Source organism: Verrucosispora sp. WMMD703, assembly GCF_049178935.1.
GTDB lineage: Bacteria > Actinomycetota > Actinomycetes > Mycobacteriales > Micromonosporaceae > Micromonospora > Micromonospora sediminimaris.
On record NZ_JBMHMM010000004.1, the window covers coordinates 4,680,980 to 4,694,002 of the forward strand.

Annotated in this window: 16 protein-coding genes; 5 read left to right on the plus strand and 11 right to left on the minus strand. The window is 69.6% G+C overall.

Annotated features, from left to right (window positions below; genetic code table 11):
- Positions 1 to 50: 50 nt before the first annotated feature.
- On the plus strand, positions 51 to 623 hold the full coding sequence (locus ACN26Z_RS21750; protein WP_421464691.1) for a class I SAM-dependent methyltransferase: 573 nt from the start codon (positions 51 to 53) through the stop codon (positions 621 to 623).
- 52 nt (positions 624 to 675) lie between these two features.
- On the opposite strand, the gene ACN26Z_RS21755 is transcribed toward ACN26Z_RS21750, so the two are convergent.
- The 3 genes from ACN26Z_RS21755 to ACN26Z_RS21765 form a co-directional block, all read right to left on the minus strand.
- Positions 676 to 1,053, minus strand: a complete 378-nt coding sequence (locus ACN26Z_RS21755; protein WP_282237581.1) for a YybH family protein — start codon at positions 1,051 to 1,053, stop codon at positions 676 to 678.
- A gap of 128 nt (positions 1,054 to 1,181) precedes the next feature.
- Positions 1,182 to 1,964 carry an alpha/beta hydrolase gene (locus ACN26Z_RS21760; protein ID WP_421463223.1) on the minus strand — a complete coding sequence of 261 codons (783 nt, stop codon included), beginning with the start codon at positions 1,962 to 1,964 and terminating at the stop codon, positions 1,182 to 1,184.
- Positions 1,965 to 2,004: 40 nt separating this feature from the next.
- On the minus strand, positions 2,005 to 2,964 hold the full coding sequence (locus tag ACN26Z_RS21765) for a GlxA family transcriptional regulator (RefSeq protein WP_421463224.1): 960 nt from the start codon (positions 2,962 to 2,964) through the stop codon (positions 2,005 to 2,007).
- Positions 2,965 to 3,004: 40 nt separating this feature from the next.
- Here ACN26Z_RS21765 and ACN26Z_RS21770 point away from each other — a divergent pair, with 40 nt between their 5' ends.
- The 3 genes from ACN26Z_RS21770 to ACN26Z_RS21780 are packed head-to-tail and all read left to right on the plus strand — an operon-like array spanning position 3,005 to position 4,833.
- A complete protein-coding gene (locus tag ACN26Z_RS21770) occupies positions 3,005 to 3,598 on the plus strand; it encodes a DJ-1/PfpI family protein (protein ID WP_421463226.1) in 594 nt (197 codons plus the stop codon).
- Positions 3,599 to 3,658: 60 nt separating this feature from the next.
- On the plus strand, positions 3,659 to 4,429 hold the full coding sequence (locus ACN26Z_RS21775) for an ArsR family transcriptional regulator (protein WP_421463228.1): 771 nt from the start codon (positions 3,659 to 3,661) through the stop codon (positions 4,427 to 4,429).
- Positions 4,426 to 4,833, plus strand: a complete 408-nt coding sequence (locus ACN26Z_RS21780; RefSeq protein WP_421463230.1) for a VOC family protein — start codon at positions 4,426 to 4,428, stop codon at positions 4,831 to 4,833. Before ACN26Z_RS21775 ends, ACN26Z_RS21780 begins: the two co-directional genes overlap by 4 nt.
- Before the next feature lie 12 nt (positions 4,834 to 4,845).
- On the opposite strand, the gene ACN26Z_RS21785 is transcribed toward ACN26Z_RS21780, so the two are convergent.
- The 3 genes from ACN26Z_RS21785 to ACN26Z_RS21795 all read right to left on the minus strand — a co-directional run bounded on the left by ACN26Z_RS21785 (position 4,846) and on the right by ACN26Z_RS21795 (position 6,986).
- Positions 4,846 to 5,391, minus strand: a complete 546-nt coding sequence (locus ACN26Z_RS21785) for a hypothetical protein (RefSeq protein ID WP_421463232.1) — start codon at positions 5,389 to 5,391, stop codon at positions 4,846 to 4,848.
- Between the two features lie 180 nt (positions 5,392 to 5,571).
- Complete coding sequence (locus tag ACN26Z_RS21790; RefSeq protein ID WP_421463234.1) at positions 5,572 to 6,327, minus strand: isocitrate lyase/PEP mutase family protein; 756 nt, start codon at positions 6,325 to 6,327, stop codon at positions 5,572 to 5,574.
- Positions 6,324 to 6,986 (minus strand): hypothetical protein, encoded by a 663-nt coding sequence (locus tag ACN26Z_RS21795; protein WP_421463235.1) that lies wholly within the window; start codon positions 6,984 to 6,986, stop codon positions 6,324 to 6,326. Before ACN26Z_RS21795 ends, ACN26Z_RS21790 begins: the two co-directional genes overlap by 4 nt.
- Positions 6,987 to 7,050: 64 nt before the next feature.
- Here ACN26Z_RS21795 and ACN26Z_RS21800 point away from each other — a divergent pair, with 64 nt between their 5' ends.
- Positions 7,051 to 7,746, plus strand: a complete 696-nt coding sequence (locus ACN26Z_RS21800; protein WP_421463237.1) for an ArsR/SmtB family transcription factor — start codon at positions 7,051 to 7,053, stop codon at positions 7,744 to 7,746.
- Between the two features lie 85 nt (positions 7,747 to 7,831).
- On the opposite strand, the gene ACN26Z_RS21805 is transcribed toward ACN26Z_RS21800, so the two are convergent.
- The 5 genes from ACN26Z_RS21805 to ACN26Z_RS21825 are packed head-to-tail and all read right to left on the minus strand — an operon-like array spanning position 7,832 to position 12,911.
- On the minus strand, positions 7,832 to 8,794 hold the full coding sequence (locus ACN26Z_RS21805; protein ID WP_282240764.1) for a carbohydrate ABC transporter permease: 963 nt from the start codon (positions 8,792 to 8,794) through the stop codon (positions 7,832 to 7,834).
- A 13-nt stretch (positions 8,795 to 8,807) separates the two neighbouring features.
- The gene (locus ACN26Z_RS21810) at positions 8,808 to 9,749 is read right to left on the minus strand and encodes a carbohydrate ABC transporter permease (protein WP_093407322.1); all 942 of its coding nucleotides are present in this window, start codon (positions 9,747 to 9,749) and stop codon (positions 8,808 to 8,810) included.
- 23 nt (positions 9,750 to 9,772) lie between these two features.
- The gene (ngcE, locus tag ACN26Z_RS21815) at positions 9,773 to 11,176 is read right to left on the minus strand and encodes an N-acetylglucosamine/diacetylchitobiose ABC transporter substrate-binding protein (RefSeq protein ID WP_093407325.1); all 1,404 of its coding nucleotides are present in this window, start codon (positions 11,174 to 11,176) and stop codon (positions 9,773 to 9,775) included.
- A 26-nt stretch (positions 11,177 to 11,202) separates the two neighbouring features.
- Positions 11,203 to 11,952, minus strand: coding sequence for an SIS domain-containing protein (locus ACN26Z_RS21820; RefSeq protein ID WP_282237571.1), 750 nt, complete (start codon positions 11,950 to 11,952; stop codon positions 11,203 to 11,205).
- The gene (locus ACN26Z_RS21825) at positions 11,949 to 12,911 is read right to left on the minus strand and encodes a MurR/RpiR family transcriptional regulator (protein ID WP_093407330.1); all 963 of its coding nucleotides are present in this window, start codon (positions 12,909 to 12,911) and stop codon (positions 11,949 to 11,951) included. Before ACN26Z_RS21825 ends, ACN26Z_RS21820 begins: the two co-directional genes overlap by 4 nt.
- Between the last annotated feature and the right edge of the window lie 112 nt (positions 12,912 to 13,023).

A 13,023-nucleotide genomic window follows, 5' to 3' on the forward strand; every position in this document is an offset into this window, starting at 1 on the left:
TCTACAGTGCCACGGTGAGCAACCAGCCGGTACGCGATGCCTATTCGTCAATGTCGGCGCAGTACATCGCACTCTTCGATGGCGGCGGGCAGGCCCACGCGGACGACACGGCTCTCATCCGGGACCATCTCGCGGGCCTGGACGGCGCGGTGCTCGATCTCGGTTGCGGTCCCGGCCACTGGACCGCCTACCTGCATTCGCTCGGCGTCGAGGTGACGGGCATCGATCTGGTCCCCGAGTTCATCGACCACGCCCGAGCGAACTTCCCCGGGCCGGCGTTCCGGCTCGGCTCGATGACCGAACTGGACGTCCCCGACCACTCGGTGGACGGCGTCCTCTCCTGGTACTCGACGATCCACCTGCCACCACCGGAACTGGACCACGTGCTCACCGAGTTCCGCCGGATGCTGACCCCGTCCGGGCGGTTGGTGATCGGCTTCTTCGACAGCGAAGACGAGGTGGCCGAGTTCGACCACAAGGTCCTCACCGCGTACCGCTGGCCAGTCGACGAGTTCTCCGCTCGCCTGATCAGAGCTGGTTTCCGCGAACTCCGGCGCCTGCAACAGCAGTTCCCGGACCGCCCGGACCGCAGGTACGCGGCCATCGCCGCAACCGCCGTGTGAGCCCACCCGCAGCATCCGACATCTGGACCGTGTCTACGGCCGGCCGCTGCGATCAGGCAGCCGGCTGCTGTCCCGGCCAGAACGGCCACTCCTCGAACGACCGACAACGTCCGTCGTCCGCGAATCGCATGATCCAAAGGTCGCGGTACTCCTGGTCGACCGGGTCGCCGTAGCGGACCTCCTGACGCGACACCGCGGTGTCGCCGTCGACCGCCACGATCTCCGTGGTCATCTGGAACACCTCGTCGGGGCCCTTGCGCTGCTGGTCCCACATCTCGGCGATGGCCGGCAGGCCGACGACGGGCGTCCAGTACGGCCCCTGCTGATAGCTTGCATCCTCGGTGAAGAGCGTGACCAGCGCCTGCGTACCCGGCGTCCGCCACACCTGCTCGTAGGCAGCGATCCAGTCGGCGACCTGCTTTCTGTTCATGGACAACACAATGCCATTCCGAGGGCGTGCCGGGCGGCGGTAGACGTATGACGCGTTGTCACTGGTGAACCGTCAGGGAGGGGGTGGGATGCCCCGGTCAGGGCTTCGACAATCGGGACATTGCCCGGTCACCTCGTCGCGAGCCGGTCGAGGAGGAACAGCGCCATGGCATCGAGCACGTCGTCGAAGTGCCTGCTGTCGTCGGGGTAGTGGAATCCGTGGCGGGCCTGTTCGTACTCAATGAGCACGCACTCGTTGCCGGAGCGCACCATCGCGTCCCGAAATTGCCGCACCGAGTCGATCGGCTCGACCTCGTCGCGGGTGCCGTGGTGGATCTGCATCGGTGGGTTCCCCGGCCGCACGAGTTCGACAAGTGAATACTCGATCAGTCTGCCCGGTGCGATGCCGACCTGCCGTTCGAGGCGGCGCTGCGCGGCCGGCTCGAAGGAGCGCAGATTCGATCCCGCCGGGTTGAGGGCCACCAGGGCCGCCGTACCGGCCGTCGGTGCCGCGGTGGTGGCGGGTGGGGTCATCGCCGCGACAGCCGCGAGGTGAGCCCCGGCTGAGCTGCCGCCCGAGGCCAGGTGCGACGCTTCGAGCCCGCGCACCGCGGCCACCCGGGCGAACTGGTCGATCGCCCACCGAACATCAGCGATGCAGTCGTCGATGCTGACCGCGCCGCGGCCGAGCAGCCGATACCCGGCTGAACCGGCGAGGATCCCGCGCGACGCCAATTGTCGGCAGTGCGGGGCGAGCCCGTCAGGCGATCCCTCGCGGAGGGCGCCGCCATGGAACAGCACGATGCCGGCACGGGGTGGTTTGCCGGCGCCCGGCTCGAAGATCAGCAAGGGCAGTTCGCTGCCGTCGGCGGCGTGAAAGAGCAGCGAGGACTCTCGGCAGGCTGCCGTCATGAGCCGCATTCGACCATCGGACGCACGCGTCCACAACCGGTCAGCGCTGCTGGAACGCAGCCCGGTAGGCGAGCGGAGTGGTGGCGTACGCCCGACGGAACTGAAGCCGGAGGTTGGCGGCGCTGCCCAGGCCACTGCGTCGAGCGATCTCCTCGACGGTCAGGTCACCGTTTTCGAGCAGGGCACAGGCCCGGCGTAGCCGGGCCGCGATCAGCCAGGCGCGCGGGCTCGTGCCCAGCTCCCTGGCGAAGGCGCGACTGAGCGTTCGGGTGGACTGCATCGCCTGCCGCGCGAGGTCGGCCACCGTGATGGGCCGGTGCAGGTTGGCCAGTGCCCAGTCCGTCACGCCGGTGAGCCGCTCCCCCACCACCACGGCGCTCGGCACGGTGTACTGGGCCTGCCCTCCGGCGCGGTGCAGCGGTGTGACCATGTGCCGGGCCCGCTGGATGGCCGCCTGCTGGCCGTGGTCGAGACCGATCAGGTACAGGCACAGGTCGAGGCCGGCGGCGAGGCCGGCGCTGGTCAGTACGGTGCCCTCATCTACGTAGAGGACCGCCGGGTCGACCTGCACGGTGGGATGTTCCCGGGCGAGGGCGGCGACGTGGACCCAGTGGGTGGTGGCGCGACGGCCATCGAGCAGACCGGCCTGGGCCAGCGCGAAGGCGCCGCTGCAGATGGCGGCGATCCGGGCTCCGCGCTGGTGCGCGGCGCGTAGCGCGTCGAGCGCGGCTGCCGGCGCTGGCCCGCGCCGGAATCCGGGCACGATGACGGTGTCGGCGGTGGCAACCGCTTCGAGGCCGGCCGCGACGGTGATACCGAACCCGGGTGTGGTGGTCGGCACCGGCCCGGCCCGCAGCGAGCAGAGGACAGCCTCGTACCTGCCGAGACCTTCGTGGCCGAAGACCTGCGTGGCGATGGCCGCGTCGAACGCCACGACCGGAGGGAGGGCCAGTACAGCAACGCGATGAATGGCCGGTTCCTCACGCACGATGGCAAGCATGCCACTGGCCCGTCCTGGCGGCGATCGCGAGGCTGTACGGGTGAGAGTAGAGATCGTCGTATTCGACGGCTTTGATGAACTCGATGCCTTCGGCCCGTTCGAGGTGCTGTCCAGTGCCGGGTTCGAGGTGGATCTGGTGGTCGCGGAGCGGCCGGGTCCGGTTCGCAGCATGCGGGGCGTCCAGCTGAACGTTCCCGGTGTGTTGGATCGCCCGGACGGAGTGATCGTGGTCGGCGGTGGTTGGCTGAACCGGGCCGAGCAGGGCTCCTGGGCGCAGGCTCAGGCCGGCGTGCTGCCCAGCAGATTGGCTGAGGTCGCCGGTTCCGCAAGGTGGATGGCGTCGGTCTGCACGGGCGCGATGCTGCTCGCGGCGGCCGGTCTGCTCACCGGGCGCAACGCCACGACGAATCGCCACGCGTACGACGAGTTGCGCGCCTACGGCGTGCACGTGATCGAGGAGCGGGTAGTCGACGACGGCGACCGGGTCACCGCGGGCGCGTTGAGCGCCGGTATCGATCTGGGCCTGTGGCTGACCGAGCGGGAGTACGGCACGGAACGCGCTGCCACCGTGGCTGCCACCATCGACTTCGCTCTGCGCGGCCCGGTCTGGAAGAACCCGGCCACGACCAGGTAGCGATGCCGACACCGGCAGGTCAACCCAACCCATCAAGTGGATTTGATGTAATATCCAGTCGTGGCGTCATCGGGTCGTACCACTCCGTCATTCCTGCACCTGGCCGCACATCCGCTGCGCTGGCGACTGTTGACCGAGCTGGCGACCGGTGACCACCGCGTCCGGGAGTTGGTGGCGCTTGTCGGTGAGCCGCAGAATCTGGTCTCCTACCACCTTCGGTTGCTGCGCGACGGCGGGCTGGTCAGCGCCTCGCGCAGCAGCTTCGACGGCCGGGACAGCTACTACCACCTCGATCTGGACTCCTGCGCCCTGGCGCTGGCCGAGGCCGGCAGGGCCCTGCATCCCGCGCTGCTCGCCACGACAACGCCTCCCCCGGTGGATCGGCGGCGATCGCGGAAGCTGAGCGTGCTTTTCGTGTGCACCGGCAACAGCGCCCGCTCACCGATCGCCGAGGCGTTGCTGCTCCGCCGCTCCGGCGGCGAGGTCAGGGTGGTCAGTGCCGGCACCCGGCCCAGGTCGGGCCTGCATCCGCACGCGGTACGCGTACTGCGCGACAGCTTCGGTGTCGACCTTGCCGGGCAGCGGCCCCGGCACCTCGACACGGTCGCCCGCCGCCGGTACGACTACGTGATCACCATGTGCGACAAGGCCCGCGAGGTCTGCCCCGACTTGCCCCACGAGCCCCGACGGGTCCACTGGAGCATCCCCGATCCCGCGACGACCGCCGACTATCCCGCCTTCCAACGCGTCGCGAACGACATCGACATCCGCGTCCGACATCTGCTACCCGTGCTCACCGCAGCCCGGCCCGCGAAGGAGATCCGGCCATGACAGACCCCCAGTACGCAAGCGTCCGCTACCTCGTCGAGGACGTGAGCGCCGCCGTCGAGTTCTACACCACGCATCTCGGGTTCGCCCTGCACACCAGCGCCGCCCCCGCCTTCGCCGACGTGGTGCGCGGCCCGCTCCGGCTGCTGTTGTCCGGGCCGGCCAGCTCCGGTGCCCGCGCCACCCCCACCGACGTCGCCACCGCCGGCCACAACCGCATCCACCTCGTCGTCGGCGACCTGGATGGCGAGATCGATCGACTACGCGACGCCGGAGTGTCGTTCCGCAGCGAAGTGGTCAGCGGCCCGGGCGGACGCCAGATCCTGCTCGCCGACCCGGCCGGCAACCTGATCGAACTGTTCCAACCCGCCCACCGCCTCGCCGCTGGCGCAACGGCCACGTCCTGAGCGGAACCACTGTCACGGATGGGCCGGCCCGGCGGTCTCGGGGGTCGGCGAGCGGGTCGATGCTGCCGGTTCGGCCCGCTGCGACTCGATCGCCCGGATGTGCCGGTACGCGAACCACAACGGCGGAAACGCCCCGACGGCGAAAGACAGGTCCACCACCGTCCAGAACCACGGGATCTCCCGCAGCGGCCCGCAGATCAGCGCCAGCGGCACGATCCCGACACAGGCGATCATGCCAAGCTGGACCACCCAGACGTTGCGCACCGGGTCACGCAGCGGTCCCCAGAACGCCACGGCCAGCACCAGGTGGGCGTAGGCGAGCCAGTCGGTCCCGTACCGCATGAACGGGTACCGGTCCCCGGTTTCGACAAGTCCGACGTGGACCCGCTCGATCCAGCCGACCAGGGCCGGGAACTGCTCGGCGAGCGGGTCGGCCGCCCGCAGCAGCCAGCCCACCTCGATCTCCAGAGGAAACGCGGTGACACCGCTCAGAAACAGGCCCACCACCACGACCCACAGCCAGCCCCGGATTCGCCGCAGCCGCTCATCGACGCCCATACCCGCAGGTTAGTGATGAGCTTCAGGCGCCCGTGGCCGGCCACGGGCGCCGTGAGCTGACCCACCCGCGGACTGGTTCCATCGGGATGTCGGCAGCAACGCGGTTTGGCGCGCCTATCCGTGCGACGACTTCTCGTCTCGCCGACATCGCAGGCATGACGCGACCGCCGACCGGCACCGTTAGGGGACGTCCCCGGCGGCGCGCTCGCCGGGCCCGACGTTCACCCGGGCGTACGACGGGAGGTCGGGGCGTACGGCGCGCCCCTCGCGTACCGCTCTCGCGGTGTCCACGACGGCAGCCAGGGCCGCCCGGAACAGCAGTGAGCCGGTGCTGATCCGCCGCACACCCAGCTCCGCCAGGGTGGTCACGGTGTGCCGGGCCGGTAGGAACAGGATGTTTACCGGTACGTCGACGGCGGCCACCACCGCCGCGATGTCGGCGGGCTCGGCCAGACCGGGGACGAAGACGCCGTCGGCGCCGGCGTCGGCGTAGCGTCGAACCCGGTCGACCGCCTCCGTCAGGTCACCGGGACGCTGCCAGTGCGTGTCGGTACGGGCATTGACGAACAGCCCCGGCACCTCCCGCTTCACCGACCGGATCAGTGCCGCGTGCTCCGGCGCCGGACCCATGGCGTCCTCCAGGTTGACGCCCACCGCGCCGGCCTCGGCCACCGCGACCGCCGCGGCGACCGATCCGGTCTCGATGTCGGCGGTGAGGTGTACCGGCAGCGCCGCCAGCCGGCGGATGAGCGACACGGTCGCGGCCCCGGTGACGGCCGCGCCGTCGGGCAGGCCGTTGACGGCCGCGACGCCGAGGCTGGTGGTACCGAGCGCGGCGAAACCGGCCCCGACCAGGAACCGGGCCGACGCGACGTCCCAGACGTTCGGCAGAACCAGCGGGTCGTCGACACGGTGCAGCGCCGCGAAGCCGCTCATCCGTGTGCTCCGGCCACCAACGCGAGAGCGTGGGCGCGGCCGGGGCAGCGTCGAGGTCCCGCACCGAACGCCAGATCACCGGCCAAGGGCACCCGTACGACCTCACCGGCCTCGACGGTCATACCGGCCACGGTGGCGGTGACCGTCGCCTGCCGTTTGGTCGCCGGCACCGGCGGATCGTCGCGCAGCACCTCGTCGACGTGACGGTGTCGGGTCCGGTCGATCAGGACGGCCGTTGCCTCGCAGGCCTGGACGAGCACGCCGATGCGGGCGGCGGTCGGCTCGTCGAATGTACCGCCGAAGAGCGCCACCAACCGATGCACGGCAGGGTCGGCCCGCGACTCGTCACCGGTGCCGGGCTGGTACGCCTGCGCCACGTCGCGGATCAACTGCACCACGGGACGGGTGACTCCCAGCCGAGGGGCCAGGACCGCCACCGGGTGGGAGTCACCGGCATGGCGTAGCGGCTCCAGCGGGATCGCGTCCAGGATCGCGACGGACAAGTCGCGCCGGCGCTCGTACTCGATGCCCGAACTGAACCGGCCCACCGTGGCGCGCAGCCAGGCGACGCCGGTGGACGCGGGTGGGACGGGCGGCACGACGAACGTCGGGTCGGTCAGCACCGCGAGGGCGGCCGCGCGGCCGCGTATCTCCAGCATGCGGCGAAGGCTACGACCACGATCCTTCGGTGAGCACCGAACTGTCGTACCCGACAATGGGTAGGTGACCTCCGCTGCCGACCTTGCCGGGCTCGCGGCGCTGCTGGCCGACGAGACCCGTGCGGGGATCTGCCTCGCGCTGCTCGACGGCCGGGCGTGGACCGCGAGCGAACTCGCCGCGTACGCGGGTGTCGCGCCCTCCACCGCCACCGGGCACCTGCACCGCCTCGTCGAGGGTGGCCTGCTCGTTCAGCGTCGCCAGGGCCGGCACCGGTACGTGCAGCTCGCCGACCCCTCGGTGGCGCAACTGCTGGAGGACCTGTCGGCCCGGTTCGAACCGCGTCCCGCCCGGACCGGTGGTCTGCGGGCGGCCACCGCCAGCGCGGCCCTGCGCCGGGGCCGTACCTGCTACGACCACTTGGCCGGACGGCTCGGTGTGGCGGTGACCGAGGCGATGATCGGGCGAGGGCTGCTGGACAACGGCGGCGGCTTCGCGCTCACCCCGGCCGGCCGGTCCTGGCTGATCGACCTGCTCGGCTGGGATCCGGCGCGGCCCCGGTCGGGCCGCCGGCCGCTGGTCCGGGGCTGCCTCGACTGGACCGAACGCCGGGAGCACCTCGGCGGACTGGTTGGCGCGAAACTGTGCGAGCGGTTTCTCGGCCACGGGTGGGTGGTGCGCATCGGGTCCGGCCGCGCCGTACGCCACACCGCCGCCGGGCAGGCGGCCCTGCGCGACCAGTTGGGGATCATCCTCGACTGAGGTGGCGCGCGCTCGGTCCGGGACCGGTCGGACTCGGGTGGAGGCCGTTGGTTTCCCGGACCGAGCACGCCCTGCGCGGCGGCGGTTACTTGCTGACGCCGGCGGTGAGGCCGGACTGCACCTGACGCTGGAAGACGATGTAGACGATGAGCACCGGCAGCATCGCCATGGTGACCCCGGCGAACAGGCCGGACCAGTCGGAGCGGTAGCCCTGGTTGACCGACAGTTCGATCAGGCCCTGGGAGATGACCTGGTTCTTCGGCTCCCCGGCCACCGACTGCATGAGCAGGGTCGGCAGGTACCACTGGTTCCACTGGCCGAGGACGTTGAAGATGCCGATGCTGATCAGGCCCGGTTTGGCCATCGGCAACATGACGCTGAAGAACAACCGGCTGTGCGACGCGCCGTCGACCATGCCCGCCTCGGCGATGGCGTTGGGCAGGGTACGGAAGAACGAGTGCATGAAGAAGACGGTGAACGACAGCGACCAGGCAACGTAGACCAGGATCAGCATGACGTGGCTGTTCGGGCCGAGGAACGGCAGCACCACGCCGGTGTTGTAGACGCCCTTGAACAGCGGCACCGCAGCGAGGTAGATCGGCAGGGTCAGCCCGGACAGGAACATGTAGTAGATCAGCCGGTTGCCGGGGAACTCGTAGCGGGCGAGCACGTAGGCGGCCATCGAGCCGAGCAGCATGGTGAGGAAGACGCTGCCGGTCAGCACCAGGATGGTGTTGAGGAAGAACGACCCGATGTGCCCCTCGGTCCAGGCCCGGGCGAAGTTGCCCCACTGCAACTGCTCGGGGATCAGCGACAGCGGCTTGCGGATGACCTCCGAGTCGGTCTTGAGCGCCGACATCACCACCCACAGCAGCGGGTAGACCACCATGATCGCCCATACGGCGAGGAACAGGTGTGAGAAGCCGTTGAAGAAGCGCGCTCCGGCCCGGCCGCCGCCGACGGCGGCGCGCTGTGCCGGCGTACCGGCCGGTGGTGGAGTCTGGTCGGGGCCGGCCAGGCCACCCGGAGTATGGGTCACCGTGCTCATCGTCCAGGTCTCCTCAGTACTCGATCCGCTCACGACGGGTGATCCTCAGCTGGAGAGCGGCCAGCAGGATCGTGAAGATCGCCAGTGCCACGCCCATCGCGCAGGCGTAACCGAACTGACCCTTCTGGAAGGCGGTGAAGTTCAGCACCGACGCGAAGATCTCACTGGCGTGGTTCGGGCCACCCTGGCTGGGCGTCATGACGAACACCAGGGCGTACATGTCCAGGGCGATGAAGCCCAAATAGACCCAGGCCACCGAGACGGTGTCCCGCAGCAGCGGCAGGGTGATCCGGAAGAAGGTGTGGAACCGGCCGGCACCGTCCAGGATGGCCGCCTCGTAGACGTCCTTCGGGATGGACTGCATGGCCGCGGAGAAGAGCACCATGTAGAAGCCGGCGCCGCTCCAGACCGCGATCAGCAACAGCCACCACAGCACCGCCGGTACGCCGAGGAAGGGCTCCGGGTCGTACATGAAGGTGATCGGGTCGTCCTCGCTGACCAGCCCGATCTTCATCAGCATGCCGTTGATCAGTCCCTGGCCGTCAGCGCGGTAGATCTGCTGCCACATCACCGCGATGACGACCAGGGACAGCACCTGCGGGAAGAAGAAGATCACCTTGTAGAGGCCGGAGCCGAACACTCCCCGGATGCCGGCCTTGTCCTCGCGTCCGCCCACGTTGAGCAGGAACGCGAGGAACAGGGCCAGCGCGATGGTGAACAGCGGCACGGTGATCAGGAAGAAGACGTTGTGCCAGAACGCCTTCCTGATCAGCTCGTCGGAGAACAGCCGGAGGTAGTTGTCCAGCCCGACGAACTGCTGCCTGTCGGAGTAACCTCCCCAGTCGGTCAGCGAGTACCCGGCCGCCTGGAGGAAGGGCCACACCACGTAGAAGAGGTACAGCCCGACCGGCAGGGCCAGGAAACCCGTGACGAAACGCGCAACACCGTGCCGCATGGGACTCACTCTTTCCGTTCGGATCAGGCGTCGCGGGTCTGCTTGGTGATCGACGAGTCCTGGGCGACCTTGTCGGCGGCGGCCTGCATCTTGTCGACGAACTGCGCGGCGGTCAACCGGCCGGCCATCAACTCGGCGGAGAGGTTCTGGCTCTCCTTGTCCAGGTCGGCGTAGAAGTTCCAGAGCTTGATCGAGATCAGGTCCGAGCTGGCGTTCTTCATCAGCTCGTTGGCGCTGGCGAGGGCGGCGTCCTGGACGTTGTCGCCGGAGCCCTTGGTGGAGGCCAGGGACTTGGTCAGCTCGGCGAACTTCGCCGAACCGGCCTTGGACAGCACCGCGCGCAGGAACTCCTTGGCGGCGGCCTTGTTCGGCGCCTTGGCCGGGACGACGATGCCCTCGCCGGCACCGGCGTAGACGTCGTTCGGCGCCTTGTCGGTGGCGCCCAGGCCCCAGTAGTCGGAGATCTTCATCTCGAAGCCCGGCGGGATGGTCGCCGCCATCTCGTTCTTCAGCCAGGTGCCGACCTGGATGAAGGCCGCCTTGCCGTCGAGCCAGGCCTGCTGCGACTGGGTGTGGTCGAGCTTGCCGGGCAGCAGCAGCTTGTCCTTGACCAGCTTTTCCCACGCCTCCAGCGCCGGCAGGACGCCCTCGGCCCGCCAGGCGTTCTCCTTGAGGTTGTCGATGTCGATGACGGCCTGCTTGCCGGCGGACTTCCAGACCGTCGCCATCAGCGCCCAGCGCGGGTAGTAGCCGTGCACGGCGTCGTACACGTACGGGGCCATGCCCTTGGCCTTGATCTTCGGGGCGAGGGCGAAGAAGTCGTCGAAGGTCTTCGGCGGCGTCCAGCCCTCCTTGTCGAAGAGCACCGAGTTGTACCAGTTGCCCCAGACCGTGTAGGCCACGTTCACCACGAAGAACTTGCCCTGGTAGGTGCCGTCACCGACGGTGCCCGGCAGCAGCGTGTCGGCCACCGTACCCTCGCTGTCCCAGGCCGGGGCGGCCAGCAGGTCGTCCAGCGGCTCGATGGCACCCTCGTTGACCAGGGTGCTGATGTCCATCATGTCGGCGCCGGAGTTCATGACGACGTCGCTGGGCTGCGTCGCCATCTTGGGCTGCTCTTCGGTCTTGATCTTCTGGGTGGAGCTCATGTTGACGGTGACGTTGGGGTACTTGGCATTGAAGATCGCCTGGTCCTCCTTGGCCCAGGCGTCACCCAACCCACCGTTGAAGATGACCACCTTCACGGCGCTGCCGTCCTGCACGCCGAAGGGGTTGTCGTTGCTCTTCTCCCCGGCGCTGTCGTCGTTCTGGCTCGGCGTGCTACCGGCGCAGGCGCTGAGCAGACCGGCGGCCGGGGTCACCAGGAGGCCCGCGGCCGCCGCGCGGCGCAGCAGGGTCCGGCGGTCGAGATCGGGGGTAACGGACATCGTGTGACTCTCCTTGTGATGTCGGGTCAGGCGGTGCGCCGGAGTCGCCCGGCGTACCGCGACTCGAGGGCGAGGTTGTGCTCGTCCCCACCGGGGACGTTGGCGGAGAGGTAGATAGGGGGTGCCTCTCCGGCCTGGTGGAACCGTCGTACGACCTCCGCGGTCAGCAGCTGCGCCAGCAGCGCCGAGGTGACCGAGGAGACCGCACAGACCGCGCCGCCGCCCTCGAGCGGCAGCAGTGCGTCGCCGTACGGCGCGCCGTTGTCCAGCACGACGTCGGCGAGATCGACGAGCCGCCGGCCGGACGGGTGCCGCGGGGCCACCCGTCCGGTGTGCTCGACCGAGGTGACCGCGATCAGCGGATGACCGCGTTCGGTGGCCAGCAGCGCCAGTTCGACCACCGAACCGTTGATGCCGGACTGGGACGCCACCACGAAGACGTCCTGCGGCTGGGGTGCGGCGATCGCGTAGAGCTGATGCGCGACGGCCGGGTCACGTTCCAGCTTCGGGTCGGCAAGCACCTGATGCGAGACACCGCCGTGCAGCACCAGGTCGTGCAGGGAGATCCGGTTGGTGGGTACCAGCCCGCCGGCCCGGGCGACCAGTTCGGCGGCGAAGGCTTCCGAGTGTCCGGCGCCGAACGCCTGCAACACCCCACCGTCACGCAGGCTGGCGGCGATCAGGTCGGCGGCCCGGCCCAGCGACTCGGCACCCCGCTCGACCAGCCGGTCGAGGACTGGCCGGACGGCGTCGGCGTACCCCTGGGCGCTGATCATGCGCTGGCCTCCCTCGCTGCCTTGTGCCCGTCCACGGCCTGGGCGGTACGCCGGAAGGCCGCGTGGGCGCGGTCGTGGGTGCGCTGGGCGACCGCGATGTAGAGCAGGTCGAGGACGACAAGTTGAGGATGCCGGGCCGACAGCGCGTCCGGCCGGAACGTGGTGGCCTGGCTGGCGGTGAGCAGCACGATGTCGGCCAACTCGGCCAGCGGCGACCGGCGGAATCCGGTGAGCGCGATGGTGGTGGCACCCCGGCTGCCGCCCTCGGCGAGCATCTCGATGGCCTCGCGGGTCTGGCCGCTGTGCGAGATGCCCAACGCCACGTCGCCGGGACGCAGCAGCGCGGCAGCGGCCAGCCCGGAGTGCACGTCGTTCCAGGCCCACGCGGCCACGCCGATGCGGTGCAGGCTGAACTGCATCTCCTCGCCGACGAGCGCGCTGCCGCTGGCACCGAAGATGTTCACCCGCTCGGCACCGGCGATGGCGACGGCGGCCCGCTCGACCTCGGTCAGGTCGAGCAGCGCGGCGGTGTCATGCATGGCCCGGGTGTCGGCGGCCATGATCTGCTCCAGTACCCGCTCCAGCGGGTCGCCGGGCTGGATCTCTCGGCCGATGTCAACGGTCCAGCCGGCCGAGCGTGCCCGACCGGTCTCGGCGGCGATACCCAGACGCAGGTCGGCGTAGCCGTCGAAGCCCATTGCGCGGCAGAACCGGGTGACCGTGGCCGGCGAGGTGCCGCTGCGTTCGGCCAGTTCCACGATGGTGGCGCGGGCCGCCGCCTCCGGGTCGCTGAGCACGTGCTCGGCGACCCGCCGCAGCGCGCCGGTCAGTTCGGCGGCACCGGTGCGGACCCGGGCCAGTGTCCCGTCGGAGGCAACGCCCAGTGCGCCCCGGCGGTCAACCCCATCGACGTCGGCCACCGCGGTGCCCGCGGAGGTGTCCGCCTCGTGATCAACCATGGGACGCCTTTCGGAAAAGACTGTTAACTGTTAGTGGTAAAAGTTCTTACTGAAGGCCCCTCCATGTCAAGACCGTGGGCGAAGTTTTCAAACTGTTACCTGCGACACCGGG